This is a genomic window from Nocardioides secundeburneus (genome assembly GCF_039939255.1).
Taxonomy (GTDB): Bacteria; Actinomycetota; Actinomycetes; order Propionibacteriales; family Nocardioidaceae; genus Nocardioides.
The window spans coordinates 196,767-223,054 of record NZ_JBDUUE010000005.1; the positions used below are offsets into that span (position 1 = coordinate 196,767).

The 26,288-nt window shown below is 70.8% G+C and carries 27 protein-coding genes and 1 pseudogene; 14 read left to right on the forward strand and 14 right to left on the reverse strand.

What is annotated here, in order from left to right:
* The first annotated feature begins 13 nt into the window (after positions 1–13).
* Positions 14–292 carry an Lrp/AsnC family transcriptional regulator gene (locus ABFT23_RS14690; RefSeq protein ID WP_347896428.1) on the forward strand — a complete coding sequence of 93 codons (279 nt, stop codon included), beginning with the start codon at positions 14–16 and terminating at the stop codon, positions 290–292.
* A 67-nt stretch (positions 293–359) separates the two neighbouring features.
* On the forward strand, positions 360–974 hold the full coding sequence (locus ABFT23_RS14695; protein ID WP_347896430.1) for a hypothetical protein: 615 nt from the start codon (positions 360–362) through the stop codon (positions 972–974).
* Between the two features lies 1 nt (position 975).
* Here the strand turns inward: ABFT23_RS14695 and trpD are convergent, their stop codons facing one another.
* The 3 genes from trpD to ABFT23_RS14710 are packed head-to-tail and all read right to left on the reverse strand — an operon-like array spanning position 976 to position 3,392.
* Positions 976–2,004, reverse strand: a complete 1,029-nt coding sequence (gene trpD, locus ABFT23_RS14700; protein ID WP_347896431.1) for an anthranilate phosphoribosyltransferase — start codon at positions 2,002–2,004, stop codon at positions 976–978.
* Positions 2,005–2,006: 2 nt separating this feature from the next.
* Entirely contained in the window at positions 2,007–2,423 is a 417-nt protein-coding gene (locus ABFT23_RS14705) for an Rv3143 family two-component system response regulator (protein WP_347896433.1), read from the reverse strand.
* Positions 2,424–2,441: 18 nt separating this feature from the next.
* Positions 2,442–3,392, reverse strand: a complete 951-nt coding sequence (locus tag ABFT23_RS14710; protein WP_347896434.1) for a cytochrome c oxidase assembly protein — start codon at positions 3,390–3,392, stop codon at positions 2,442–2,444.
* 74 nt (positions 3,393–3,466) lie between these two features.
* Between ABFT23_RS14710 and ctaE the strand changes: the two genes are divergently transcribed.
* From ctaE to qcrB, 4 genes are read left to right on the forward strand one after another with little or no spacing between them, the layout of a single operon-like run.
* Complete coding sequence (gene ctaE / locus ABFT23_RS14715) at positions 3,467–4,105, forward strand: aa3-type cytochrome oxidase subunit III (RefSeq protein WP_457623506.1); 639 nt, start codon at positions 3,467–3,469, stop codon at positions 4,103–4,105.
* Between the two features lie 51 nt (positions 4,106–4,156).
* Entirely contained in the window at positions 4,157–5,101 is a 945-nt protein-coding gene (gene qcrC, locus ABFT23_RS14720; RefSeq protein WP_457623508.1) for a cytochrome bc1 complex diheme cytochrome c subunit, read from the forward strand.
* Positions 5,098–6,189 carry a cytochrome bc1 complex Rieske iron-sulfur subunit gene (gene qcrA / locus ABFT23_RS14725; protein ID WP_347896438.1) on the forward strand — a complete coding sequence of 364 codons (1,092 nt, stop codon included), beginning with the start codon at positions 5,098–5,100 and terminating at the stop codon, positions 6,187–6,189. The genes qcrC and qcrA overlap by 4 nt, the downstream gene beginning before the upstream one ends.
* The gene (gene qcrB, locus ABFT23_RS14730) at positions 6,186–7,934 is read left to right on the forward strand and encodes a cytochrome bc1 complex cytochrome b subunit (RefSeq protein ID WP_347896439.1); all 1,749 of its coding nucleotides are present in this window, start codon (positions 6,186–6,188) and stop codon (positions 7,932–7,934) included. The genes qcrA and qcrB overlap by 4 nt, the downstream gene beginning before the upstream one ends.
* Before the next feature lie 84 nt (positions 7,935–8,018).
* Here the strand turns inward: qcrB and ABFT23_RS14735 are convergent.
* Positions 8,019–8,747, reverse strand: a pseudogene (locus ABFT23_RS14735) (DUF3626 domain-containing protein); the annotation flags it as partial.
* Between the two features lie 173 nt (positions 8,748–8,920).
* Here ABFT23_RS14735 and ABFT23_RS14740 point away from each other — a divergent pair.
* Positions 8,921–9,274 carry a hypothetical protein gene (locus tag ABFT23_RS14740; protein WP_347896441.1) on the forward strand — a complete coding sequence of 118 codons (354 nt, stop codon included), beginning with the start codon at positions 8,921–8,923 and terminating at the stop codon, positions 9,272–9,274.
* A gap of 12 nt (positions 9,275–9,286) precedes the next feature.
* On the opposite strand, the gene ABFT23_RS14745 is transcribed toward ABFT23_RS14740, so the two are convergent.
* The 4 genes from ABFT23_RS14745 to ctaC all read right to left on the reverse strand — a co-directional run bounded on the left by ABFT23_RS14745 (position 9,287) and on the right by ctaC (position 13,663).
* Entirely contained in the window at positions 9,287–10,516 is a 1,230-nt protein-coding gene (locus ABFT23_RS14745; protein ID WP_347896442.1) for a L,D-transpeptidase, read from the reverse strand.
* Positions 10,517–10,599: 83 nt separating this feature from the next.
* On the reverse strand, positions 10,600–11,016 hold the full coding sequence (locus tag ABFT23_RS14750; RefSeq protein ID WP_347896444.1) for a cytochrome c oxidase subunit 4: 417 nt from the start codon (positions 11,014–11,016) through the stop codon (positions 10,600–10,602).
* Positions 11,013–12,779, reverse strand: a complete 1,767-nt coding sequence (gene ctaD / locus ABFT23_RS14755) for an aa3-type cytochrome oxidase subunit I (RefSeq protein WP_347896446.1) — start codon at positions 12,777–12,779, stop codon at positions 11,013–11,015. Before ctaD ends, ABFT23_RS14750 begins: the two co-directional genes overlap by 4 nt.
* On the reverse strand, positions 12,776–13,663 hold the full coding sequence (ctaC, locus tag ABFT23_RS14760; protein ID WP_347896448.1) for an aa3-type cytochrome oxidase subunit II: 888 nt from the start codon (positions 13,661–13,663) through the stop codon (positions 12,776–12,778). Before ctaC ends, ctaD begins: the two co-directional genes overlap by 4 nt.
* A 93-nt stretch (positions 13,664–13,756) precedes the next feature.
* Between ctaC and ABFT23_RS14765 the strand changes: the two genes are divergently transcribed.
* From ABFT23_RS14765 to ABFT23_RS14775, 3 genes are read left to right on the forward strand one after another with little or no spacing between them, the layout of a single operon-like run.
* Positions 13,757–14,848, forward strand: a complete 1,092-nt coding sequence (locus ABFT23_RS14765; RefSeq protein WP_347896451.1) for a cysteine desulfurase family protein — start codon at positions 13,757–13,759, stop codon at positions 14,846–14,848.
* On the forward strand, positions 14,845–15,075 hold the full coding sequence (locus ABFT23_RS14770) for a sulfurtransferase TusA family protein (protein ID WP_347896453.1): 231 nt from the start codon (positions 14,845–14,847) through the stop codon (positions 15,073–15,075). Before ABFT23_RS14765 ends, ABFT23_RS14770 begins: the two co-directional genes overlap by 4 nt.
* 7 nt (positions 15,076–15,082) lie before the next feature.
* The gene (locus ABFT23_RS14775) at positions 15,083–15,514 is read left to right on the forward strand and encodes a VOC family protein (protein WP_347896455.1); all 432 of its coding nucleotides are present in this window, start codon (positions 15,083–15,085) and stop codon (positions 15,512–15,514) included.
* A gap of 16 nt (positions 15,515–15,530) precedes the next feature.
* Here the strand turns inward: ABFT23_RS14775 and ABFT23_RS14780 are convergent, their stop codons facing one another.
* Positions 15,531–16,463, reverse strand: coding sequence for a carbohydrate kinase family protein (locus ABFT23_RS14780; RefSeq protein ID WP_347897041.1), 933 nt, complete (start codon positions 16,461–16,463; stop codon positions 15,531–15,533).
* 129 nt (positions 16,464–16,592) lie between these two features.
* Between ABFT23_RS14780 and ABFT23_RS14785 the strand changes: the two genes are divergently transcribed.
* Complete coding sequence (locus tag ABFT23_RS14785; protein WP_347896457.1) at positions 16,593–16,805, forward strand: hypothetical protein; 213 nt, start codon at positions 16,593–16,595, stop codon at positions 16,803–16,805.
* A gap of 195 nt (positions 16,806–17,000) precedes the next feature.
* On the opposite strand, the gene erpA is transcribed toward ABFT23_RS14785, so the two are convergent.
* Entirely contained in the window at positions 17,001–17,372 is a 372-nt protein-coding gene (erpA, locus tag ABFT23_RS14790) for an iron-sulfur cluster insertion protein ErpA (protein ID WP_347896459.1), read from the reverse strand.
* A gap of 88 nt (positions 17,373–17,460) precedes the next feature.
* Entirely contained in the window at positions 17,461–18,552 is a 1,092-nt protein-coding gene (locus ABFT23_RS14795) for a glycerate kinase family protein (protein WP_347896461.1), read from the reverse strand.
* A gap of 3 nt (positions 18,553–18,555) precedes the next feature.
* On the opposite strand from ABFT23_RS14795, the gene ABFT23_RS14800 reads away from it, so the two are divergent.
* Positions 18,556–19,494 (forward strand): GNAT family N-acetyltransferase, encoded by a 939-nt coding sequence (locus ABFT23_RS14800; RefSeq protein WP_347896463.1) that lies wholly within the window; start codon positions 18,556–18,558, stop codon positions 19,492–19,494.
* A 133-nt stretch (positions 19,495–19,627) separates the two neighbouring features.
* Positions 19,628–20,803, forward strand: coding sequence for a quinolinate synthase NadA (gene nadA, locus ABFT23_RS14805; RefSeq protein ID WP_347896465.1), 1,176 nt, complete (start codon positions 19,628–19,630; stop codon positions 20,801–20,803).
* A gap of 63 nt (positions 20,804–20,866) precedes the next feature.
* Here the strand turns inward: nadA and ABFT23_RS14810 are convergent, their stop codons facing one another.
* Both ABFT23_RS14810 and ABFT23_RS14815 read right to left on the reverse strand, forming a co-directional pair.
* Positions 20,867–23,056 carry a PQQ-dependent sugar dehydrogenase gene (locus ABFT23_RS14810; RefSeq protein WP_347896466.1) on the reverse strand — a complete coding sequence of 730 codons (2,190 nt, stop codon included), beginning with the start codon at positions 23,054–23,056 and terminating at the stop codon, positions 20,867–20,869.
* Between the two features lie 159 nt (positions 23,057–23,215).
* Positions 23,216–24,424, reverse strand: a complete 1,209-nt coding sequence (locus tag ABFT23_RS14815) for an ROK family transcriptional regulator (protein WP_347896468.1) — start codon at positions 24,422–24,424, stop codon at positions 23,216–23,218.
* Positions 24,425–24,584: 160 nt separating this feature from the next.
* Between ABFT23_RS14815 and ABFT23_RS14820 the strand changes: the two genes are divergently transcribed.
* Positions 24,585–25,022, forward strand: coding sequence for a VOC family protein (locus ABFT23_RS14820; RefSeq protein WP_347896470.1), 438 nt, complete (start codon positions 24,585–24,587; stop codon positions 25,020–25,022).
* Here ABFT23_RS14820 and ABFT23_RS14825 read toward each other — a convergent pair.
* Positions 25,019–26,182, reverse strand: coding sequence for a sensor histidine kinase (locus tag ABFT23_RS14825; RefSeq protein ID WP_347896472.1), 1,164 nt, complete (start codon positions 26,180–26,182; stop codon positions 25,019–25,021). The two genes, ABFT23_RS14820 and ABFT23_RS14825, sit on opposite strands and share 4 nt — an antisense overlap.
* Positions 26,183–26,288 lie beyond the last annotated feature (106 nt).

The following is a 26,288-nucleotide window of genomic DNA, read 5'->3' on the forward strand; positions in this document are numbered from 1 at the left end:
CTACGCTGACCCCATGATCACCGCCATCGTGTTCGTGAAGGCCGAGGTCGAGGCGATCCCGGAGGTCGCCGAGGCGATCGCGGCCATCGACGGCGTCACCGAGGTCTACTCCGTGACCGGCCAGATCGACCTCATCGCCATGGTGCGCGTCCGCCACCACGACGACGTCGCCGCCGTCGTCGCCGACAAGCTGAACAAGGTGTCCGGCGTCCGCGAGACCGAGACCCACATCGCGTTCCGCGCCTACTCGCGCCACGACCTCGAGTCGGCGTTCTCGCTCGGCCTCGACTGACCTGGCGGTAGCTCCGAGCCGCGCTCGCCGACTGGGTGGGAGATGTGACGGAGGCTACGCTCCCCCGATGACCTGGCTCGACGTCCTCGGCTGGGGCGGCAGCGCCCTGCTGGTGTTCTCGCTGCTCCAGACCCGGGTGCTGCGGTTCCGCGCACTCAACCTGGTGGCGTGCGTGATCCTCGTGGCGTTCAACGCGTTCGTCGAGGTGTGGCCGATGGTCGGCATGAACCTGGTGCTGTCGGCGATCAACGTGTGGTTCCTGGTCACGCTGCTCCGCGCGCGGCACGACGAGACGGCCTTCGAGGTGATCGAGGTCGGGCTCGACGACGCCTATCTCCACCGCCTGCTCGCGGTGCACGGCGACGACATCCGGCGCTACCAGCCGGGCTCGACGTGGCAGCCGGTCGTCGAGCGCGACCACGCGTTCCTCGTGCTCAAGGGCGACGAGACCGTGGGCGTCGTCCTCATCGACGCCGACGGCGACGTCGCGCAGGTGCGGCTCGACTACGTGACGCCGCGGTTCCGCGACTTCACCCCCGGCGAGTTCGTGTGGCGCGACAGCGGCATCTGGGCCCGGCTCGGGTTCCGGCACGTGATCTCGCCGCCGGACATGGTCGGCGCCTACTACGGCAAGGTCGGCTTCCGGCCCAACGGCCGCGAGTTCGTGCTCGACCTGGTCTGAGTCAGGCCGAGGCGGCCGCGACCCACCGGTCGAGTGCGGCCTGCGCGCCCCCGGAGTCGATGGCCTCGCTGGCGCGGGCGATGCCGGCGGCCAGCGACTCGTCGACCGGCAGCCCGTCGGCCGCGTGGACGGCGAGCGCAGCGCCGGCGTTGAGCACGACCGCGTCACGGACCGGCCCGGTCTCTCCGGCCAGCATGCGACGCACGACGTCGGCGTTGTGGGCGGCGTCGCCGCCACGCAGGTCCTCCGTCGTCGCCGGGGCGAGGCCGAGCGCGACCGGGTCGACGGTGACCGGCTCGGCCACCTCCCCACCCGTCGTGACGTAGACGGTGGACGTCGTGGTCGTGGTCAGCTCGTCGAGGCCGTCGTCGCCGCGGAAGACCCAGGCGTCGGAGCCGCGGGCCGCGAAGACGCCCGCCATGACGGCCAGCATGCGCGGGTCGGCGCAGCCGATGGCCTGGGCGGCGGGGCGCACCGGGTTGGCGAGCGGACCGAGGAAGTTGAACGTCGTGCCGATGCCGAGCTCGCGGCGCGGCACGGCGGTGTGCCGCATGGCCGGGTTGAACGCGGCAGCGAAGCAGAACGTGATGCCCGCCTCGACGGCGACCTCGGCCACCCGCTCGGCGGGCAGGTCGAGGCGGATGCCGAGCGCCTCGAGCACGTCGGCGCTGCCGGCGAGCGAGGACGCCGACCGGTTGCCGTGCTTGACCACGGTGACGCCGGCGCCCGCGGCCACGATGGCCGCCATCGTCGAGATGTTGACCGAGTTGGAGCGGTCGGCACCCGTGCCGACGACGTCGAGCAGGCGGCCCTCGACGCTGATCGGCGTCCGGCGGGCGTACATCGCGTCGGCGAGACCGGTCACCTCGGCGACCGTCTCGCCCTTGGCCCGCAGGGCGACGGCGAACCCGGCGATCTGGGCGGGCGTCGCCTCGCCGGCGAGGATCTCGCCCATCGCCCAGGCGGACTGCTCCTGGCTGAGGTCGTGTCCTGCGACCAGCGCGGAGAGGACCTCAGGCCACGCGCTCACGCCTACTCGCCGGCGGGCACGCGCGGACGCAGCAGCCCGACCACGGCCTCGGCCAGCTGGATCGGGTCGAGCGGGTGCGGCACCGCCGCCTCGGCCCGCGACCACGTGGCCAGCCAGGCGTCCTGGGGGCGTCCGGTGAGCACGAGGATCGGCGGGCAGTGGTAGATCTCGTCCTTGAGCTGCTTGGCGATGCCCATGCCGCCCACCGGCGCGGCCTCGCCGTCGAGGATCGCCAGGGCGATGCCGCCGGCGTCCATGTTCTGGATGACGACCGGCTCGGTGGCCACCTCGACGTACTCGACCTCGGGCAGGTCGGGGTGCGGACGGCGTCCGAGCGCCAGGATCACCTGCTGGCGGACGGAGGAGTCGTCGCTGTAGACGAGCACCTTCAGGCGCGGGGCGTTCGAAGCGGTGGCCACGCGCTCATGCTAGCCACGTCACACCCCGTCGCGCGCCGCGGCCCGTTCTCGCGCCTCCCGCGCCTCGACCAGGTCGAGGCGCCGGTCCTCGCGCTTGGCCTCGGCCATCGACGAGCGGACCCACTGCACGAACAGGACGGCGAAGAAGCTGAGCCCGATGAGGTCGCCCGAGGCCCACAGCAGGCCGCCGGCGAGCTCTTGGTCGGCGTAGGGGTCCGGCAGCCACGAGCCCATCGGTCCCTGCGCGAGCCGCGGGTAGTAGTCGCCGCCGAGCAGGGTCGTCTGGCCCATGATCGTCACGCCGAGGAAGGCGTGGAACGGCAGCGTGAGCACGGTCAGCAGCACCCGGAACGGGTAGCCCACCCGCCCGGGCAGGGGGTCGATGCCGACGAGCGGCCAGAAGAACAGTGCGCCGACGGCGACGAGGTGCACGTGCATCATCTCGTGCACGAACACCGAGTCGAGCGAGGCGCGGTACCAGCCGGAGTAGTAGAGGGCCCACGGCGAGATGATGTAGAGCCCGAACGTCAGGGGCGGGAACGAGAGCACCCGGGCCACCCGCGAGTGCAACACGGCGAGCAGCCACCGCCGAGGGCGGGCCGGCAGCGTGCGCAGGGCGAGCGTGACCGGGGCGCCGAGGGCCAGGAACAGCGGCACCACCATCGACAGCACCATGTGCTGGACCATGTGCGCGCTCAGCAGCGTGGTGTCGTAGGCGGCCAGGCCCGACGAGGTGGCGACGTAGAAGGCCCCGAGCCCGACGCCGACGAAGGCGACGGTGCGACCGACCGGCCAGCGGTCGCCGCGGCGACGCAGCGTGGCCACGCCGAGCAGGTAGAGGCCACCGGCCCAGACGGTGATGACGAGCGGGAGCGGGGCAAGCGACCACTGGGTCCAGAACGCCTCGGGGGTCAGTCGCGGGAGCGCCTCCGAGGCGGTCAGCGCGGCGGTCGAGAGCGGTCCGGGCACGGGTTCGACAGTACGCGCTCACCCGTTGCGGGGTGGGTGGTGGCAGCGCCGAGTGGGCAGGACATAATGCTGCTGTGGCAACGACTGCAACCATCCCGGCTTCCCGTCTCCACGGGCACCACGACCGACCGTCGATGGTTGCGGTGGGCACCATCATCTGGCTCTCGAGCGAGCTCATGTTCTTCGCGGCGCTCTTCGCGTCGTACTTCACGATCCGGGCGGTCAGCCCCGAGCTGTGGGCCGAGAACACCGAGGCCCTCAACGTCCCCTTCGCCTCGGCGAACACCACGATCCTGGTGCTGTCGTCGCTCACCTGCCAGCTCGGCGTCTTTGCCGCCGAGCGCGGCCAGGTCGGGCGCTCCGGGGGGCTGCTCGACTTCCGCAAGTGGGGCCTGCGCGAGTGGTTCATCCTCACCTACGTCATGGGCGCCATCTTCATCGGCGGCCAGGCGCTGGAGTACGCCGAGCTCATCCACGAGGGCATCACGATCCCTGACTCGGCCTACGGCACGATGTTCTACCTCACCACCGGCTTCCACGGCATCCACGTGACCGGCGGGCTCATCGCCTTCCTCCTCGTTCTCGGGCGCACCTACCTGGCCCGCAAGTTCACCCACGAGCAAGCTGTCAGCGCGATCGTCGTGTCCTACTACTGGCACTTCGTCGACGTCGTGTGGATCGGTCTGTTCGCGACGATCTACCTCATCAAGTAGTCGATCGATCAAGTCGAAGACGACAGAGACGACCTAGGGACACAACACACCGTGCGACTTCTCAACCGAACTGCCGGACGCCTCTCCCGCCACCGCCGCGGGCCGCTGGCCGGCGTGGCCGTGCTCCTGATGGCGCTCCTGGCCATCGGCGGCGGCTACTCGCTCATCATGTCGAGCACCGCCACCGCCGACTCGCAGCAGACGTCGGCCGACGACGTCGAGGCGGGCCGCGAGCTCTTCCTCGTCGGTTGCTCGTTCTGCCACGGCCAGAACGGTGAGGGCGTCCTCACCGTCGACGGCACCCAGTACGGCCCCGCACTCACCGACGTCGGAGCGGCCTCGGTCGACTTCCAGGTCGGCACGGGCCGCATGCCGATGACCCAGCCCGGCCAGCAGGCCGTGCGCAAGCCGCGCGTCTACGACGAGGAGCAGACCCGCCAGCTCGCGGCCTACGTCGCCAGCCTCGGCGCCGGCCCGGCCATCCCCGACGCCTCGGCCTACACGCTGCCCGACGACCTCACCGACGAGGAGCGTCAGGACGCCATCACCCGCGGCGGCCAGATCTTCCTCACCAACTGCACCGCCTGCCACAACTTCGACGGCTCGGGCGGAGCCATGCCGCGGGGCGGCTTCGCGCCCACCCTGCGCGGCGTCGAGTCCATCCACATCTACGAGGCGCTCCTCACGGGTCCGCAGTCGATGCCGTCGTTCTCCGACGGCAACCTGACGCCGGACGAGAAGCGCGACGTCATCGCCTACCTCAAGGACACCGAAGAGACCCCCGGCTACGGCGGCTTCGGCCTCGGCTCCCTCGGTCCGGTGAGCGAGGGCCTGTTCGCCTGGCTCGTCGGCATCGGCGGGCTGGTCGCCTTCGCCATCTGGATCGCCGCCCACACCACCCGTTCCTCGAAGTCCAAGTCCACGGACGACCGAGGCCACCTGCCGGTCAACCTCTCGTCCGGCGAACCCGAGACCGACGGAGGCGCGCGGTCGTGACCGACCTCAACAAGCACGACGGCCCGAACGACGACGACTCGCACGACGAGCACCACATACCGGCCCTGCGCGACGAGAACGAGCCGCTGGCCAACCCGGGCCTGCCGGCCCACACCTGGCGCCCCACCGACGTCGACGAGGGCGCCGCCAAGCGGGCCGAGCGGCAGGTCTCCCTGCTGTTCACCCTCTCGGCCGTGGCCACGGTGCTGTTCGTCGTCACCTACTTCGTCCTCGACGTCGGCGACAACTGGAACACCTTCGGCGGCCTCGGTGCCTCCACGCTGTTCCTGGGCCTCACGCTCGGCTTCGCGCTCATGCTCATCGGCGTCGGCGTCATCCAGTGGGCCCGCAAGCTCATGGCCGACCACGAGATCGTCGAGATGCGTCACCCGGCGGGTTCTTCCGACGACGACCGCGCCAAGACCGTCGAGGCGCTCGAGACCGGCATCGAGGAGTCCGCGATCGCGCGCACTCCCCTCATCCGCCGCTCCCTGCTGCTGGCCGTGGGCCTGCTCGGCGCCCCCGCCGTCGTCCTCCTCCGCGACCTCGGTCCCACGCCGGGTCAGGTCGAGGACAAGGCCACCGGCAAGGGCCTGCAGCACACGCTGTTCGGCACCAAGCCGCAGGTGCGCGTCGTCCGCGACGTCGTCGGCACGCCCATCCGGGCCTCCGACCTCCAGATCGGCGACCTCGTCAACGGTGTGCCCGACGGCATGTTCGACCTCGTCGGCGTCGACCTGCAGGTCGCGAAGGCCAAGGGCGCGGTGATCATCGTCAAGATGGAGCCCGACGAGATCAAGTCCCAGCAGGGCGACAACTGGGACGTCGACGGCGTCCTGTGCTACTCGAAGATCTGCAGCCACGTCGGCTGCCCGATCTCCCTCTACGAGCGCACCACCCACCACGTGCTGTGCCCCTGTCATCAGTCGACCTTCGACCTTTCCGACTCGGCTAGAGTGGTGTTCGGACCCGCTGGCCGGCCGCTCCCCCAGCTGCCGCTCAAGGTCGACGAAGAGGGCTACCTGGTCGCCGACGGCGACTTCCGTCAACCGGTCGGACCCAGCTACTGGAGCCGTGAGAAGGCATGAGCATCGACACGAGCAAGGTCGCCGACAGCAACACCGGCGCCGCCACCCCGAAGAAGCCGAACAAGGCCGGTGCCGTGGCCACCTGGGCCGACGAGCGCCTGGGCCTCGGCACGGCCATGAAGAAACAGCTCCGCAAGGTCTTCCCCGACCACTGGTCGTTCATGCTCGGCGAGATCGCGCTGTGGAGCTTCGTCGTCCTGCTGCTCACGGGCGTGTTCCTGACCCTGTGGTTCGTGCCGAGCATGGGCGAGGTCCAGTACCAGGGCTCCTACGACCCGCTGCGCGGCGTCGAGATGTCGGAGTCGATGGCCTCGACGCTGAAGATCTCCTTCGACGTCCGTGGCGGCCTGCTCATGCGGCAGATGCACCACTGGGCCGCGATGATCTTCATCGCCGCGATGATGATCCACATGCTCCGCGTGTGGTTCACCGGTGCGTTCCGCAAGCCGCGCGAGCTCAACTGGGTCATCGGCTGCCTGCTGCTGCTCCTCGGCACCCTCGAGGGCTTCACCGGCTACTCGCTGCCCGACGACCTGCTCTCGGGCACCGGCGTCCGCGCCGCCGACGGCTTCTTGAAGGCCACCCCCGTGGTGGGCTCCTACATGTCGTTCTTCCTGTTCGGCGGCGAGTTCCCGGGTGACTCGATCATCCCGCGGCTCTACATCATCCACGTGCTGCTGATCCCCGGCATCCTGCTGGGCCTGATCGCGGCTCACATGCTGCTGCTCGTCTACCACAAGCACACCCAGTGGGCCGGTCCGGGCCGCACCAACGACAACGTCGTCGGCTACCCGATGCTGCCCGTCTACGCGGCCAAGGCCGGCGGGTTCTTCTTCATCGTCTTCGGCGTGATCGCGGTGATGGGCGGCATGCTGACCATCAACCCGGTCTGGAAGTTCGGTCCCTACGACCCGACCAAGGTCACCGCCGGCTCGCAGCCCGACTGGTACATGGGCTGGCCCGACGGACTGCTGCGCATCATCCCCGGCTGGGAGTCGGTGATCTTCGGCTACACGATCTCGTGGAACGTGATGATCCCGATCCTCATCGTGCCGCCGCTGATGCTGACGATCCTGATCCTGCTGCCGTTCATCGACTCGTGGATCACGGGCGACAAGCGCGAGCACCACCTGTTGCAGCGTCCGCGTGACGCTCCGACGCGCACCGCGCTCATGGTCTCGTTGATGACCTTCTACGGCCTCGCCTGGGCCGCGGGCGGCAACGACATCATCGCGATCAAGCTGCACCTGTCGATCAACCAGATCACCTACTTCATGCGAGTGATGATCTTCGTCGGGCCGCTGATCGCCTTCATCGTCACCAAGCGCTGGTGCATCTCGCTGCAGCGCCACGACGAGCAGAAGCTGCTCCACGGCTACGAGACCGGCATCATCATGCGGTCCCCCGAGGGCGGCTACTCCGAGCGCCACCTGCCGATCAGCGAGGCCGAGGCCTACAAGATCACGGCCCGCGACCGCGAGACCGTGTTCACCGCCAACGGCCAGGTCGACGAGAACGGCGTGGCGGCCCCCGGTGGCCGGCTCGACGGCGTCCGCGCCAAGCTCTCGACGCTGATGTTCGCCGACAACATCCAGAAGCCGACGGCTGCGGAGATCGAGGAGGCGCACCACCACGCCGAGCACGAGCACGCGCTCACCGCCGCGCTCGACGGCCGCGCGGCCGACGGTCACCAGTTCGACGGTCACCACGCCGTCGAGGGAGAGTCGCTCCGCGGCGACCACTGATCCACCGCTCCACCAGCTCGGCCCGTCGCACGTGTGCGGCGGGCCGTTCTGCGTCTCGCCCCGACACGTCCGATCCTCGGGCGTCTAGCGCTGACGCCCGTAGCGGGCCAGGCAATGCCACACCTGCTTGACCTGCTGCGCTGGGTATCGGCCGGAGCCTGCCGCGTCGCCGACGACGGCGGGAGTCAGCTCCCTCCCCCACGACCGCGCCAGGGCGGCTACCTCCGGGCCGCGGTACGCCGGATCGATGTCATCAGACGACGCGCGGAACCCCGGATGGGTCTCGACGGGGCACCCGAGGGCCCGCGCCGCCCGTTCGACCTCGGTGCCGAGGAAGCACGGGTCGAGGACCAGGGCCTCGACGTCTGCGTCGAACCGCAGCCCGCCGTGCACATGAGCCTTCACGCAGTCGTCGAGGTCGTCGAGGCCGGACTCGTCGGCCATCCGCGACAGGTGCGGCAACAGGTCGGGACCTCCGACGTCGACGGGGCCGAAGGCCGAGTCCGGGAAGCAGAACGTGCAGCGCGCGGTGACCTCGGGCCGGAGCCGGAAGTAGGAGGACCCGAACCGGATCGCCCCGCCGTACGGGTCGTGGCGCCGGTCCCAGGCGCCGTAGACGGGACGGTCGGAGGCCGGGGCGCCGTCGTACCGGCCGTCGAACAGACGGTTCTCCCACCGCCACCGGTCGCCGCCCAGGAACGCCGTCAGGCCGCCGTTCGACGTCCCGGTCTCGAACTGCGAGCGATAGGTCCCGTCACGAGCCATCGACTCGAGGACCAGGCCGGTCCCCGATGGCCAGTTCGGGTGGAACTGGACGGTGACCCGTCCGCCGGCGCCACCGTCCGTATCCCCGCCCCGCGGCGGAGGTGGGCGCTGACGTCACCCCGACATCATGCTGGAGCACGCGGACCCGGCGCACCGCGGTGGCCGCCGTGGCGCGTGAGTCCTCACCCCTCGGTGGCGACGCACGCCCGTAGGGTCGACACGTGCGCCCCCTCCTCGTGCTGGTTCCCGCCGTCGTCCTCGCCCTGAGCGGATGTGGAGGATCCGACGAGCCGGACGACGCGACCGGAGCGTCGACCGCCCCCATCGCCGAGCGGGAGGCGGCATTGCCGCCCTGCTCCGAGACGTGGGCCGTCGGGGAGGTCCTGCCCGACCCGTACCGCGGCTGTGACGATGACGGCGACACGGTCCAGCCGACGTTCGTCGACTGCGAGCCCGGCCAGGCCGGCGACCGCTACGTCGAGTTCGACGGCGGTGTCGCCTACGCGGTGGAGGGTGGACCGGTGGTCAACTCCGGCGATGCTCCCGCCGAGCTCTGCGCCGAGGCCACGCCGTAGGGCCCCGGCAGGTCAGAGGGCCGAGCCGTCGGAGTACTCCTTGAACCCGACGTTCCAGTCGCCGTAGCCGTTGTCGAGGGTCATGGGGCGATCGGTGCCGGTGTACTCGACGACGTCGCCGCGCACGCTCATGCGGTAGAGCCAGTCGGCGTCGGCCGTGCTCATGCCCGTGCAGCCGTGCGAGACGTTGGCGTTGCCCTGTGAGCCGACCGACCACGGCGCGGCGTGGATGAACTCACCGGAGGACGTGAGCCGCATGGCCCACTGGACGTTGTCGATGTCGTAGGACTCCGACGAGCCCTGCGGGATGCCGACGGTCTCGGAGTTCATCCGCTTCGAGGCGAACTTCTCCATGATGACCTTCGTGCCCGACCGGGTGGTGAAGCCCTCCTTGCCGGTGGTGATCGGCAGGGTGCGGAGCAGCTTGCCGTTCTCGAAGACCTTCATCTCGTGCGTCTGCGCGTTGACCTGGTAGATGTGCGCCTTGCCGATCGTGAAGTCGACGTCGCGGTTCTCCTGGCCGTAGATGCCGTTGCCGGCGTCGACGCCGTTGACGTCGACCGCCACGCTCACCTTGGTGCCGGGCTGCCAGTAGGACTTCGGGCGCCAGTGCACGGTGTTGTCGTTGAGCCAGTGCCAGGAGCCCGGCTGGGCCGGCGTCGAGGTGACGGTCATGTTGCGCTCGAAGGCGGCCTTGTCGGTGACCGGCAGGTCGAAGCTGACGACGACGGGCATGCCGACGCCGACCGTCTCGCCCTGCAGCGGAGCGACGGAGGGGTAGGTCTGCTCGTCGAGCGTGAGGGCCTGCGCGGTGAACTTGCGGCGCAGCTGGGTGGTCGCGCCGTTCTCGTCGGCGGTCGCCTTCAGCGTGTAGGCGACCCCCGGCTCGAGGCGGTCGGACGCCGTCCAGGTCAGCCCGTCGTCGCTGACGGCGCCGGGCAGCTCGCCGTCGGCCGAGGTGACGGAGACGTCGGTCAGCTCGCCACTGGCCGTGGAGACCTTGACGAGCGTGGAGACGGGGACATCGGAGGCGCCCTTGCGCACGTTGGCGTCGACGACCGGGCCCTGCGGCGCGTCGGCGACGCCGGAGCCGGTCGCACCGCCGTCGGTGCTGCCGGTGGCGTCGCCCTGACGGGCGGCCGGGGCGTCGCCGTCGGAGCCCTGGCTGCATGCCGCCAGGGTCAGGGCCAGGACGGCGGCCAGGCCGGCGGAGGCGAGGCGAGCGGCGGGACGAGCGGACATCGGGACACCCCAAAGAACGAGAAACGGATCCCCTCAATCGTAACTGGACGACTGAAGGGATCCGATTCGCGAAACCCGCGGGCTCAGTGGGCGTGCTCACCCCGGTAGTACTCGAACACCAGTCCGGCCGTGGCCAGCGTGCCGAGCGCGAAACCGATGATGACCATCCACCAGGCCGAGACCGCCATGCCGAACACGATGACGGCGAGGGTGAGGCCGCACCACAGGGGCCACCAGGAGTACGGCGGGAAGAACCCGAGCTCGCCGGCGCCGTCGGCGATCTCGCCGTCCTTGCGGTCCTCGGGACGGGGGTCCATCTTCTTGGCGTGGAAACCCAGGTAGAGGGTGACCATCAACGTCAGCAGGCCGGTCATGACCAGGGCCGACGTGCCGGTCCAGTCACCGCCGCGGTCGCTGGCGTCGGTGACGAGCCAGTAGGCGGGCGTCACGAGCACGAGGAAGACGGTCGTGACCCCGAAGATCCAGGCCTCGGACTTCACTGCTTGCCTCCGTTGCTCGGGTCGCCGTCGTCGTTCAGGCGGTCCTTGATCAGCTCCTCGCGACCTTCCATGTCCGGGGCGTCGGCGAACTTGCCGTCGCGTGCGGACTGGTTGTCGTCGAGCTCGATCGCGGCGATCTCCGGGTGGTGCAGGTCGAAGGCCGGCGACTCGGAGCGGATGCGCGGGATCGAGTGGAAGTTGTGCCGCGGCGGCGGGCAGCTGGTGGCCCACTCGAGCGAACGACCCCAGCCCCACGGGTCGTCGACGTCGACCTTGGGCGCCTTGCGCGAGACGTAGAGGTTGTAGAAGAACGGCAGCATCGAGGCGCCGAGCAGGAACGAGCCCACGGTCGAGACCTGGTTGAGCAGCGCCCAGCCGTCGCGCTCGAGATAGTCGGCGTAGCGACGCGGCATGCCCTCGACACCCAGCCAGTGCTGCACGAGGAAGGTCAGGTGGAAGCCGACGAACAGGATCCAGAAGTGCAGCTTGCCGAGGCGCTCGTCGAGCATGCGCCCGGTCATCTTCGGCCACCAGAAGTAGAAGCCGGCGAACATCGCGAACACCACTGTTCCGAACACCACGTAGTGGAAGTGCGCCACCACGAAGTAGGAGTCGGAGACGTGGAAGTCGAGGGGCGGGCTGGCCAGGATGATGCCCGTGAGACCACCGAACAGGAAGGTCGTCAAGAAGCCGATCGACCACAGCATGGGGGTGTCGAAAGATATCGACCCGCCCCACATCGTGCCGATCCAGTTGAAGAACTTCACGCCTGTGGGGACGGCGATCAAGAACGTCATGCCGGAGAAGAAGGCCAGGTTGACCGCGCCGGTGACGAACATGTGGTGGGCCCACACGGCCACCGACAAGATCGCGATGCCGAGCGTCGCGCCGACCAGGCCGACGTAGCCGAAGAGCGGCTTGCGGCTGAAGACCGGCAGGATCTCGGTGATGATGCCGAAGAACGGCAGCGCGATGATGTAGACCTCGGGGTGACCGAAGAACCAGAACAGGTGCTGCCACAAGATCGCGCCGCCGTGAGCGGTGTCGAACACGTGGGCGCCGAAGAGCCGGTCGGCCTCGAGCGACAGCAGCGCGCCGGCGAGGATCGGGAACGCCACCAGCACGAGCAGGCTGGTGATGAGCACGTTCCACACGAACAGCGGCATCCGGAACATGGTCATGCCGGGCGCGCGCATGCAGATGATCGTGGTGATGAAGTTGACCGCGCCGAGGATGGAGCCGAGACCGGCCATCCACAGACCCATGATCCACAGGTCACCGCCGACGCCGGGCGAGCGGATCGCGTCGGAGAGCGGGGTGTAGGCGAACCAGCCGAACGAGGCGGCGCCACCCGGGGTCAGGAAGCCGGAGCCGGCGATGAGTCCGCCGAACAGGAACAGCCAGTAGCTGAACATGTTGAGCCGCGGGAACGCGACGTCGGGCGAGCCGATCTGGAGCGGCATGATCACGTTGGCGAAGCCGAAGAACAGCGGCGTCGCGAACAGCAGCAGCATGATCGTGCCGTGCATCGTGAAGAGCTGGTTGTACAGCTCCTCGTTGACGACCTGGCTGCCCGGGAACGCCAGCTCGGAGCGGATGACCAGAGCCATCAGGCCGGCCAGCAGGAACCACGCGAACGAGGTGATCAGGTACATCTTGCCGATCAGCTTGTGATCGGTGGTCGTCATGATCTTGACGAGCTCTTCGCCGAGCGGCTTGCGCGCCGGCGCCTCGGTGATCGTCGGGTCAGCGGTAGCGGTCACAGCTCGCAGACCTCCGTCTCGGACTCGTCGTTGCCGACCTGCTTGGTAGCGAAGTCGGGGCCACAGACCGGCGCCTCGGAGGTGTTGCCGGCGTCGGCGAGGTCTTGCAGGTGCTGGTCGTACTCGTCGCGCGAGACCACCTTGATGTTGAAGATCATCCGCGAGTGGTAGACGCCGCACAGCTCGTAGCACTTGCCGGCGAACGTGCCCTCCACCTTGGGCGTGACCTGGTAGTGGTTCTCCTGGCCGGGCATGACGTCCATCTTGATGAGGAACGCCGGGACGCCGAAGTTGTGGATGACGTCGGGGCTACGCAGCTCGAAGCGCGTGGTCTCGTTGACCGGGATGTAGAAGGTGGGGATCTCGCCGCCACCGGGGAAGTCGTAGACGTTGACGGCCTCGCCGTCCTCCTCGACCTCGTCGGGGTAGTTGAGGCCCCACTGCCACTGGTAGCCCACGACGTAGACGGTGTTGTCGACCGGGTCGTCGGGGTTGTTGAGCACCTGGTTCTGCGTCTGGATCGTGTGGTCGAAGAAGACGATGACCATGATGATCGGGAAGATCGTGTAGAAGATCTCCAGCGGCAGGTTGTAGCGCGTCTGCACAGGGACCTCGTCGTCGTGGCGACGGCGGAAGCGCCAGATCGCGTAGAAGATGAGACCCCAGACGACGACGCCGGTGATGAGCGCGGCGATCCAGGCGCCCTGCCACAGGTCGAGCGTGTGCTCGCCCTCGACGGTGGCGGGCTTGGGCATGGCGAGCCGCTCGAGCTCGGTGTCAGATCCACACCCGGCCAGGACGGCGAGGGTGAGGCCCAGCAGGGCGGCCAGGCCGACGCGGCGGAATCGCCGGCGACCCGAACGCTCGGGGAGTTGCAGACCCACGAACGAGCCCTTCTCTCAGGCGGTCACGAACAACAGCACAGTACCGCGACGGGAGCCCGTCGGCGTCCCCGGGTGGGTGGTTGGATCGGTGACGTGCCCGACGACCAGGCCAGACCCGCGCGCTACCTCGACTCCGCGTCGTCCGAGCCCCTGCACCCGGCGGCCCGCGAGACCCTCCTGGCGGCCCTCGACGCCGGCTGGGCCGACCCCCGCCGGCTGCACCACCCGGCCCGCAACGCCCGCCTCCTGCTCGACAACGCGCGGGCCGTCGTGGCCGAGTGCCTCGGGGTGCGGGCCGACGAGGTCACGTTCACGGGCTCGGGCACCGAGGCGGTGCACCGGGGCCTGCTCGGGCTGCTCGAGCACGCCGGCGCCGGTGCGCGGCTCGCGCTCGCCGACGTCGAGCACTCGGCGGTCGCGCACGCGGCAGCGTGGTCGCGGCGTCCGTTGCGCACGCTGCCGGTCGACCGCACGGGGCGCGTCGCGGTCGACGTCCACCCCGGCGAGGTCGTGGCGCTCCAGGCAGCCAACCACGAGGTCGGCACGGTCCAACCGCTCGACGACGTGCCCGACGACGTGGCGCTGTTCGTCGACGCGTGCGCCGCCATGGGACGCCGCCCCCTCCCCCGCCGCTGGACGACGCTCGCGGGCTCGGCGCACAAGTGGGGCGGGCCGGCCGGCGTCGGCGTCCTGCTGGTGCGCCACCGCGCCCCCTGGACGACGCCCTTCCCGCTCGACGACCGGGCCGACGCGCGGGCGGTCGGCTTCGAGAACGTCCCCGCAGCGCTGGCCGCCGCGGCCGCGCTGCAGGCGGTGGTGGCCGAGCGCGACGAGACCAACGCCCGCCACCACGCCTGGATCGACCGCATCCGGGCCGCCGCGGCCGCGATCGACGACGTCGACGTCGTCGGCGACCCGGTCGAGCGGCTCCCGCACCTCGTGACGTTCTCGGTGCTCTACGTCAACGGCGAACGACTGGTCACCGAGCTCGACCGCCACGGGTTCGGCGTGGCGAGCGGGTCGGCGTGCACGGCGTCGACGCTCGAGCCGTCGCGGGTGCTCGCGGCGATGGGCGCCCTCACCCACGGCAACGTGCGGGTCTCCCTCGCCCGCGAGACCACCGAGGCCGACGTCGACGCCTTCTGCGCCGTGCTGCCGCGGGTCGTCGCGGAGCTGCGGTCGTGAGCACCCTCGAGCTCGACTGCCGCGGCCTGCTCTGCCCGGCGCCGATCATCGAGCTGGCCCGCCGCATCGGCGAGGTCGAGGTGGGCGGGCTGGTCGTCGTCGTCGCCGACGACGTGGCGGCCCGCTACGACGTGCCGGCCTGGTGCCGGATGAAGGGCCAGGAGTACGTCGGCGACGACCTCGCCGACGACGGCGTCCCTCGCTATCTGGTGCGCCGGTCGTCATGATCGGCCGATGAGGATCGGGCTGACCTTCGACTGCACCGACGCGCGGGCCCAGGCGGCGTTCTGGGCGGTCGCCCTCGACTACGAGCCCGCGCCGCCGCCCGAGGGCTGGGACACCTGGGAGGCCTGGCTCGTGCACTTCGAGGTGCCCGAGGACGAGTGGGACGACGGCGCCTCCATCCAGGACCCCGCAGGCGTGCGACCGAAGGTGACGTTCCTGCGGGTGCCCGAGCCGAAGACGGCGAAGAACCGGCTGCACCTCGACCTGTGGGTCTCCGGCGGTCGTCACGTCGACGCCGGCGTGCGCGAGCCCTTGATCCGGGCCAAGGCCGAGCAGCTCGTCGCGCTCGGGGCGACGGTCGTCGAGGAGGGCGTCGGGCCGCAGGGGCTCGACCACTACGTGCTGCGCGACCCCGAGGGCAACGAGTTCTGCGTGGTCTAGCCGGGGCCGACCCTCGTCAGCGCAGGTGCTGGGCGACGTCGGCCGCGGCCTCCGCGCCGTACGACGCCTCGACGCGACCCACGAACTCCGCCGGGGTGAAGGAGTACTCCTGGGTGCCGACGGTCTCGACGACGTAGGCGGCGAGCACGCAGCCGACCTGGCAGGCGCGCTCGGTGGCAAGCCCCCAGCTCAGCGCGGCCAGGAAGCCGGAGCGGAACGCGTCGCCGACACCGGTGGGCTCGACGGCGGTGACGTCGGCCGCGGCCGCGACCTCGATGGTGGGCTGCCCCTGGCGCAGCACCCGGACGCCGTCCTTGCCGAGCGTGGTGACCTGCGTGCCGACGCGGGCGAGCACGTCGTCGGCCGACCAGCCGGTCTTCTGCTCGATCATGTGCGACTCGTACTCGTTGGAGAACAGGATCGTGGCGCCGTCGATGAGCTGGCGGATCAGCTCGCCGTCGCTGAACGCGAGCTGCTGGCTCGGGTCGGAGATGAACGGGTAGCCGCGCTGGCGGCACTCCTCGGTGTGGCGCAGCATGCCGTCGGGGTCGTCGGCGCCGACGAGCACGAACATCGGGTCGCCGACGCGCGCCACGATCGGGGCCAGCTCGATCAGCCGGGCCTCGCTCATCGCGCCCGGGTAGAACGAGGCGATCTGGGCGCCGGTGGGGTCGGTGGTGCACACGAACCGCGCGGTGTGCCGGCTGTCGGAGATGCGGACGCCGGAGGTGTCAACGCCGTGGCGCTCGAGCCAGGAGCGGTAGTCGGCGAAGTCCTCACCGGCCGCGCCCACGAGCACGGGCCGCAGGCCCAGGACGCCGAGGCCGAACGTCATGTTCGCCGCCACCCCGCCGCGCCGGATCTCGAGGTCGTCGACGAGGAACGACAAGGAGATCTTGTCGAGCTGCTCGACCACCAGCGAGTCGCGGAACTTGCCGCCGAAGCTCATGAGGTGGTCGGTCGCGATGGAACCGGCGATGAGGAGAGAACCCGTGGTCACGTGGCGCAACACTAGGCGGGGAAGACTACCCGCTGGTATTCCTCGGAGTACCGAACGGTAATGCGTAGCGTCGAGTGCATGAGCCCCTACGACGACTCGTCCTCGTTCGCCGCCATGCAGGCCGACGCCCGCGCGACGAGCGCCCGGCTCGAGCAGGCCGCCCGTCTGGCCACCCGACCCGCGCCGAGCCTGCACTACGACGAGCAGCCCGGCGAGCAGGTCAAGCCGACCGTCGAGATCTCCGAGGCCGCTGCGCGCCTGGCCGCGGCGCTGCACTTCCATCTCGAGTGATCGGATCGGCTGCGCCGATCCGATCGACGGTGGTCGAGCAAGCCGTCGCCGACCGAGCTTGCTCGGGCGCGGCGGCGCGCCGAGACCTACCGGGCGTCAAGGCCGACCGAGGGCCGACCCGCCAACGCAACAGCCCCTCGCCGGAGGCGAGGGGCTGTTGCCATGTCACGGGCCGGACCGGCGCCGGACGTGCGATCAGTGGAAGCTGTCGCCGCAGGCGCAGGACCCGGTGGCGTTGGGGTTGTCGATGGTGAAGCCCTGCTTCTCGATGGAGTCGACGAAGTCGATCTCGGCCCCGTTGAGGTAGGGCACGCTCATCCGGTCGACGACGACGGACACGCCGTCGAAGTCGGTGACGACGTCGCCGTCGAGGGTGCGCTCGTCGAAGAAGAGCTGGTAGCGCAGGCCGCTGCAGCCGCCCGGCTGCACGGAGATGCGGAGCGACAGGTCGTCGCGGCCCTCCTGCTCGAGGAGGCTCTTCACCTTGCCGGCGGCTACCGAGCTCAGGTTGATCTGGTCGGTACGGCGCTCGGTGTCGACCTGGGTGGTCTCGAGCTGCTCGGTCATGTCAGTGGCTCCCTGGTGCGAGACGTAGGGGTGGGTCTTCCTTCGTCAATGGTCGCACACCCGGGGTTATTCCAGCTCCGGTGCGACCTCAGTGTGACCAGGTACGCGCGACGCGCGCGGCCAGGCGCTCGAGGGAGCCGCCGGGGTCGGCCATCGCCTGCTCGAGGCCGACCAGGTCGACGAGCGAGTAGGCCGACTCGACGCCCAGCGCCCGCATCTCGCGGGCGCCGACGAGCACCTGGCCGGCGAGGGCGACACAGGGGCGCAGCGCGTCGGCGGCGATCTCGGCGACGCCGTAGGGCACCTTGCCGGAGCGGCTGGAGAAGTCGAAGGCGCCCTCGCCGGTGAGCACCAGGTCGGCCGCGCCCGCCCGCTCGCGCAGCCGGACGGCGTCGGCGACCATCTCGATGCCGGGCACCCGCGTGGCGCCGAGGCACAGCAGCGCGTAGCCGAGCCCACCGGCGGCGCCAGCCCCCTTCTCGAGCGCGGTGCGGCGGTCGACGGCGAGGGCGAGCAGCTCGAGCCAGCCGTCGACGACGGGCAGCTGCTCCTCGGTGAGACCCTTCTGAGGGCCGAAGGTCTTGGTGGCTCCGAACAGGCCCGTGAGCGGGTTGTCGACGTCGCTGGCCATCACCAGCTCGACGCCGGCCAGCCGCTCGCGGGCAGGCGTCAGGTCGACCTCGGTGAGGTTGCCGAAGACGGCCGGCCCGCAGTCGAGGATGCCGTCGGACGTCGCGCCGAGGGCGTCGAGCAGGCCCGCTCCCCCGTCGTTGGTGCCCGAGCCCCCGAGCCCGACGACGACGCGCGTGGCGCCGCCGTCGACGGCCGCCGCCACGAGCTCGCCGACCCCGAGCGTCGTGCCGAACTGGGCAGGGCTCTCGGCGTCGGCGGCGAGGTGGAGGCCGCAGGCCTGCGCGCTCTCGATGTAGGCGGTCTCGTCGACGCGCAGGATCGTGGCCGGCACCTCGGTGCCGTGCGGGCCCTCGACGACGACGCCGTGCACGTCGCCGCCGAGCGCTGCGTGCAGGACGTCGACGAACCCGGGGCCACCGTCGGCCATGGGCGCGAGGTCGAGCTCGTCGTCGGGCGCGTGCCGCCGCCAGCCGGCGGCGATGGCCTCGGCCGCCTCGACGGCGGTGAGGGTGCCGGCGAACTTGTCGGGAGCGATGAGCACGCGCATGTGGTGATCCTTGCGCACCGCACCGACATCGACGACGGCATCTACGGTGGCCCGGTGAGCGAGGTGCTGTTCCGTCCGATGACCGACGACGACGTCCCCGTCGCCGAACGGCTCTCCGACACCGCGTTCCTCGAGCTCGACCGGCGGCTCCAGCGCCGCGACGAGCCCGACCCACAGCCCCGCGAGGCGTCGCGCCGCTCCGACTGGCTCACCCGCACCCGCCACTTCCTCACCACCGACCCCGGCGGCTGCTGGAGCGCCGAGCTCGACGGTGAGCTGATCGGCTTCGCCACCAGCATCCGGCGCGAGAGCACCTGGATCCTGGCCACCTACGCCGTCCGCCCCGGCCTGCAGGGTCGGGGCATCGGGCGGCAGGTGCTCGAGCTCGCACTCACCCACGGCCGCGGGTGCCTGCGTGGCATGCTCTCGGCCTCCGACGACCCGCGCGCGGTGCGTCGCTACCTGCTCGCCGGGTTCACGCTGCACCCGCAGATGCAGCTGAGCGGCACCGTCGACCGCACTGCGATCCCGGTCGACGCCGGGCGCAAGGTGCGCGAGGGCACGGCCGCTGACACCGACCTGCTGGACTCCGTCGACCGGCGCGCTCGCGACGCCGGCCACGGCCCCGACCACCCGCTCCTGCAGGGCCTCCACCGGCTCGTCGTCAGCGACACCACCACGGGCGCGGGCTACGCCTACCTGACGGCGTCCGGCGCCGTCGCCCTGCTCGCGGCCACCAACCGGCGCACGGCCGAGCGACTGCTGTGGACGGCGATCGCCGACGGCCCGGCCGAGCAGTCGGTGCGGCACCTCACGGCGGCGAACGCCTGGGCGGTCTCGATCGGCACGGCGGTACGCCTCGACCTCGGCACCCAGGGCTACCTCGGGCTGCGCGGCATGGCGCCGCCGCAGCCCTATCTGCACCACGGCGCGCTGCTGTAGCGCCGACCACGCGGGCGTGGCCGCCCGCGCCGGGAACGAACCGGCCCGGCCCGTGGTTGGGACGGTGCAGGCGGCGGCGTCCCGGACATGGGCGCCACCTCGGCACGGACCCCAGAGACCTAGGATCACGCCCATGACGACCGTCGACCTCCCGCTCCTCCCGCTCGGCCGCGGCACCGACCGCGCCTCCGAGCGCGGTGTGGAGTGCCCGGGCGACCTGCCCGCGGCGTCCGACCCCGACCTCGTGGCGCGGGCGCGCCGGGCCAAGGACGCGCTCGGCGAGCGGGTCTTCGTGCTCGGTCACCACTACCAGCGCGACGAGGTCATCCAGTTCGCCGACGTCACCGGCGACTCCTTCAAGCTCGCGCGCGACGCCGCCGCCCGGCCCGACGCCGAGTTCGTGGTGTTCTGCGGCGTGCACTTCATGGCCGAGTCGGCCGACATCCTCACCGGTCCCGACCAGCAGGTCATCCTGCCCGACCTCGCCGCCGGCTGCTCGATGGCCGACATGGCGCGCATCCTGCAGGTCGAGAAGGCCTGGGCCGCGCTCGCCGAGGCCGGCGTGCAGGACGCCGTCGTCCCGGTGACCTACATGAACTCCAGCGCCGACATCAAGGCGTTCTGCGGGCGCAACGGCGGCGTCGTGTGCACGTCGTCCAACGCCGAGGTCGCGCTCGAGTGGGCCTTCGAGCAGAAGGGGCCCGACACCAAGGTCCTGTTCCTGCCCGACCAGCACCTCGGCCGCAACACCGCCGTGCTCAAGATGGGCTACTCGCTCGACGACTGCGTGGTCTGGAACCCCCTGCTGCCCGGTGGCGGGCTCACGCCCGAGCAGCTGCGCGACGCGAAGATGATCCTCTGGAAGGGCCACTGCTCCGTGCACGGCCGCTTCTCCCCCGACGTCGTCGACGAGCTGCGCGCGACCATCCCCGACGTGCAGATCCTGGTGCACCCCGAGTGCCAGCACGAGGTGGTGCTGAAGGCCGACCTCGTCGGGTCGACCGAGTTCATCATCCAGACCATCGAGGCCGCGCCGTCCGGGTCGTCGTGGGCCATCGGCACCGAGCTCAACTTGGTCTCGCGCCTCGCCAAGGCCCACCCCGACAAGAACATCGTCTTCCTCGACAAGGACGTCTGCTACTGCTCGACGATGAACCGCATCGACCTGCCGCACTTCGTGTGGGCGCTCGAGTCGCTGGTCGACGGTGTCGTCGTCAACCAGATCACCGTCGACCCCGAGACCGAGCGCGACGCCCTCGTGGCGTTGCAGCGCATGCTCGACCTGCCGGGCCGCACCCACAAGGACTGAGACGACGCAGATCGCCCCGGTCGAGCGAGCTCGACCGGGGCGATGCGTGGTTGGTGCTGGCGACTAGCGCGCGGCCACCGGGGCGACCGGCGGAGCCGGCGGCTCCTCGGGCTCGCCGCCACCGTCGCCCGGCTCGAGCCGGACCTCGGCGCTGCCCTGCAGCTGGCCGTCGTTGTACTGCGCGACGAACACGGCGCTCAGGTTGTCGGTGCCGGGGTCGTGCCCGCCGGGCACCGTCGTGGTGAGCGTGCCGGTGCACCCGGTCGCGGTGCTCTGCGGGTGGCCGTGGCTGTCGTGGCCCAGGATGTAGGTCACGGTGACCTTGCCACAGTCGACGGGCTGGTCGTCGGTGACCGTCACTTCGTACGACACCGTGTCACCGAACTGGAACGCGTCGTCGGCGGTCGGCGTCACGAACTCCACGACGGGCGTCTGGTTGCCCACCACGATGTCGACGTCGGCCGAGGCGTGCCGGCCGCGGTGCTTGCCGCCCACGTCGGTCACGGTCAGCGTGGCCCGGTAGGTGCCCTCCTCGCGGTAGGTGAAGGAGGGGTTCTTGGCCGTGCTGTCGAAGCGACCGTCGCCGTCGAAGTCCCACTGGTACTTCAGCTGGTCGCCGTCGGCGTCGACCGTGCCCTCGCTCGAGAACTTCACCTTCAGCGGCGGCATGCCGGCGTCGGGCGTCGCGGTGATCGTCGGCACCGGGCTGCTGTTGCCACCCGCGCCGATGTAGTCGATGCGCGAGAGCTGGGCCTCGGGGTTCTGGGCGAAGTAGCCGTCGCCGTACTCGAGCACGTAGAGGGCGCCGTTGGGGCCGAACTCCATGTCCATCGGGTTGTCGGTGATGATGCCGGGGACGACGTCCTCGATCGCGCCGACCTCGTCGCCGTCGAGGTGGATGCCCTTGATGTAGTCACGGCTCCACTCGTACATCAGCGGGGTGTTGTCGTACTGCTCGGGCCACGCCACCGGGGTCTTGCCGCGGGTGTTGCGGACGTCGTACTGGTAGGCCGGACCCGCCATCGGCGAGATGCCGCCGGTGCCGAGCTCGGGGAACAGCGGCGACTCGCCGAAGCCGTAGTAGATCTCGGGCTTCTCGACGGCCGGCAGCTTCTTCATGCCGGTGTTGTGCGGGGAGTCGTTGCGCGGGTTGGCGCAGTCGAACGCCTCGCCCGACGTCTCGGTCTCGAAGTCGTAGTCGATGTAGGGCTGGTCGTTCGTCACGCAGTAGGGCCAGCCGTAGTTGGCCGGCTTGTCGACCTGCAGCCACTTGCCCTGGCCGTCGGGGCCGCGCAGCGGGTCGGCTTCCTTCGCGTCGGGCGAGTAGTCGGCCACCCAGAGCTTGTCGGTGCGCGGGTGGATCTCGATGCGGAACGGGTTGCGCAGGCCCATCGCGTAGATCTCGGGCCGCGTCTTCGGCTTGCCCGGGCGGAACATGTTGCCCGCCGGGATCGTGTAGCCGCCCCGCTTGCCCGGCTTGATCCGCAGGATCTTGCCGCGCAGGTCGTCGGTGTTGGCCGACGTCCGCTGGGCGTCGAAGGCCGGGTTGCGACCCTCGCGCTCGTCGAGCGGCGCGTAGCCGTCGGACTCGAACGGGTTGGAGTCGTCGCCGGTGGCGAGGATCAGGTTGCCCTTGGAGTCGAAGACGATGTCGCCGCCGACGTGGCAGCAGATGCCACGGTCGACCGGCACGTCCATCACACGGCGCTCGGTGTTGTTGCGGATCTTGTCGTTGACGAGCTTGAACTTCGAGAGCCGGATGACGCCCTTGTAGGGGGCGAAGTCGGCCGCGGTGCCCTCGAACGGCGCGTCACCCTCGTTGATCGACTCGGTGGTCGGGTCGTCGGCGGGCGTGTCGAGCGGCGGGGAGTAGTAGACGTAGACCCACGGGTTCTTCTCCGCGTCGAACTCGGGGTCGATGGCGATGCTCTGCAACCCCTCCTCGTCGTGGTTGTAGACGTCGATCTGGCCGGCGATGGAGTTGACGCCGGTCTCGGCGTCGTTGTGCCAGATGACGCCGGCGCGCGTCGTGTGCAGCACGTCGCCGTTCGGCAGGACGGCGAGGTCCATCGGCTCGCCGGGGCGAGCGTTGAGCGTCACCTTCTGGAACTCGGCGTCGGGGACCGGCGCCGGGGTGTCGTCGTGGCCCGGGTGGGCGACCGCTGGACTGGAGATGCCGCCGACGGCGGCCAGGGAGAGGGCGACCGAACCGGCTGCGATGCCGGCCAGCACGCCCGTGAGGCGTCGTTGCACGTAGGTGCTCCTTGCGTTCCGAGATCCGAGATGTTCCGAGAGACGGCACCTCGACCATGGCGCCCCAGGCGCCGGTGATGGCCGTCACAACGAACGTAGGCGCCTCCCGCAACTACGTCAACCAGATGGCCGACTTACGAAACCGACTTGCGTAAGCCTCTAGGATCGGCGCGGCACCGGCGATGCGAGCACGTCCTGGCTCACCAGCCGGGCGCCCCCGACGACGCCGCCGTGGTCGGGGAGGTCGCTCAGCACGATCGGCAGGTTGCCGGTCGCCAGCGGCAGCGAGCGCTGGTAGGCCGCCCCGCGGATCTCCGCCAGCAGGGCGTGCCCGAGCCCGCTCACCCGGCCGCCGATGACGATGAGGCCCGGGTTGAAGAACGAGACGAGTCCGGCCACCACCTCGCCCACCCGCTGGCCGCACTCGCGCATCAAGGTCGTGGCGACGAGGTCGCCGCGGGCGGCCGCGACGCCGACGTCCTCGGCCGTGAGACGACCGCGCTCGGCGAGCAGGGCGGCCAGCTCTGGCGAGCGGCCGTCCGCGGCGGCGGCCGCGGCGTCGACGGCCAACGCGCTGCCGCCCGCGTAGGCCTCGAGACAGTCGAGGTTGCCGCACACGCAGCGTCGTCCGTCGCCGCGGACCTGCATGTGGCCGACGTCGCCGGCGCAGCCGTTGACGCCCCGGTAGAGCGCGCCGCCGACGACGACGCCGCACCCGATGCCGGTGCCCATCTTCACGAACAGGAAGTCGCGCGCGTGCCGCGCCACTCCGGCGTGCTGCTCGCCGAGGGCCATGAGGTTGACGTCGTTGTCGAGCACGGCCGGGCAGCCGAGCTCGCGGCCGACGGTGTCGCGTACCGGGTAGCCGTCCCAGCCCGGCATCAGGGGCGGCGCCACGGGCGCGCCGCGGCTGAAGTCGACCGGGCCGGGCACGCCGACGCCGACGCCCATCGGTTGCGCGACGTCGGCGTCGTCGAGCAGTCGCCGCGCCGCGGCCATCGCCGTCCCGAGGACGACGTCGGGGCCCTGCCGGATGTCGCAGACGACCTGCTCGGTGGCGAGCACGGCGAGCCGGCCGTCGGTCACGCCGACCTCGAGCCGGGACGCGCCGATCGCGATGCCGACGAACCGGATGTCGTCGGCGAGGTCGACCATGGTGGAGCGCCGGCCGCCGCGTGAGGCGGCCGGCCCGGTCTCCTGGGCGAGGCCGATCTCGGTCAGTCGGCCGACCTCGGCCCCGATGGTCGTGCGGGAGACGTCGAGCCGCTCACCGAGCTCGGTGCGGGAGAGCGGGCCGTGGTCGCGCAGCTCGGCGAGCAGCCTCGCCTGCATCAGGGTCTCGGCCCGACCCGAAAGGGAGTGCAGCACGCCGTCATCGTGCCACCGGCGGCGCCGGGGCCGTCGGATCGGCACCCGGGTCCGCGCGCCGCCGTCCGCGATCGGGGACGACGAACGTCCGGATGATCTGGCAACCTGCGTGGCGCAGGACCCCCGACGACCGCCGGACGACCGAGAGGGGACGACCGCCATGGCCCGCACGATCCAGGTGACGTTCGACGCCGCCGACCCCGCAGCCCTGATGAGGTTCTGGAGCGCCGCCCTCGGCTACGAGACGGACCCGCCGCCGTCCGGCTTCGACTCCTGGGACGCCGCGCTCGACGCCTTCGGGGTGCCGCCGGAGCAGCGCAACGACCGCTCGGCGTGCCACGACCCCGACGGCGTCGGTCCCCGGCTGTTCTTCCAGCGGGTGCCCGAGGGCAAGACCGCCAAGAACCGCGTGCACCTCGACGTCCGAGCCGCTCCCGGCCTGCGCGGCGCCGAGCGCATGGCGGCGCTGCAGGCCGAGGCCGACCGACTGGTCGGGCTGGGCGCCGTCGTCGTCGAGCGGTTCGAGCCCGAGCCGCCGCTCGGCCACGGCTCGATCGTGCTGCGTGACCCGGAGGGCAACGAGCTCTGCCTCGACTAGGAACGTGCTTCGAGGTCGAACCAGACGGTGGTGCCGCCACCCTCGGTCTCGGTGATGCCGATGGCTCCCTCGTGCGCCTGGATGACACGGCGCACGGTGTCGAGACCGATGCCCGACCCGGCGGCGTTGCCGTCGTGGTCGAGCCGCACCCGGAGGTCGAAGACGCGCTCGCGGTCGGCCTCGGGCACGCCCACGCCGTTGTCGGCGATCGCGATGCGCCACCGGTCGTCGCGGCGCTCCGCCGAGATGCTGACCTCGAGAGCCCGGTCGGGGTGCCGGTACTTGGCGGCGTTGTCGAGGATGTTCTGCAGCACCGAGCGCAGCTGCACGGCGTCGCCGCGCACGACGGGCAGCGTCGTCCGGGTGATCGTGGCGTCGGCGAAGGACACCGCGAGATCGGCGAGCGTCTGGTCGAGCACGACGTCGAGGTCGACGTCGGCGACCACGAGCGAGCCGCCGATGGAGGCATAGGAGAGCACCTCGTCGATCAGCATGGCCATGCGGTCGGAGGAGCTGATGGCCCGGTCGAGCAGCCACGCGGCGTCGGCGATCCCGCTGTCGGCGATGCGCTCGCGCAAGAGCTCCAGCGACATCGAGACCCCGGCGAGCGGCGACTTGAGGTCGTGGCTCACGCGGCCGGCGAACGCCGAGAGCCGCTCGTTGGACGTCGCGAGCTCGCGCGTGCGCAGCGAGAGCTCGAGCACGTCGACGATGCGGTCGGACAGCGTGCCGAGCGCCTCCACCTGGCCCTGGTCGAGGTCGCGCGGCTCCTCGTCGAAGACGCACAGCGTGCCGATGACGACGCCGTCGTGGGTGGTGAGCTGGTGGGAGGCGTAGAAGCGGACGTTGCCGATGACGCCGGTGACGAACGGGTTGTCCTGGAAGCGCGGGTCGAGACGAGCGTCGGGCACGACGAGCGGGGTGTCCTCGTCGAGCACCGCGGCGCACATCGAGTCCTCGCGCCGGCAGATGGCGGCGTCGAAGCCGTAGGCGGCCACCTGGCGCTGCTCGACGTCGGTGATGAGGTTGATCGTGGCCATCGGCGTGCGGCAGATGCGGGCCGCCAGCTCGACGATCGCCGTCAGCTCGAGCCGGGGCGGGCGGTTGAGAAGGTCGTACTTCCCGATGCTGCGCACCCGGCGCTCGTCGACGGAGGTCATCACCGAGCGAGGATAGTCAGGTCGGGAATCCGTTGCGGCACCGGATGCGACATCCGTGGCGGCATACGTGGTCTCGGGGGTCATCGACATCCTGTGTGGTGATGGT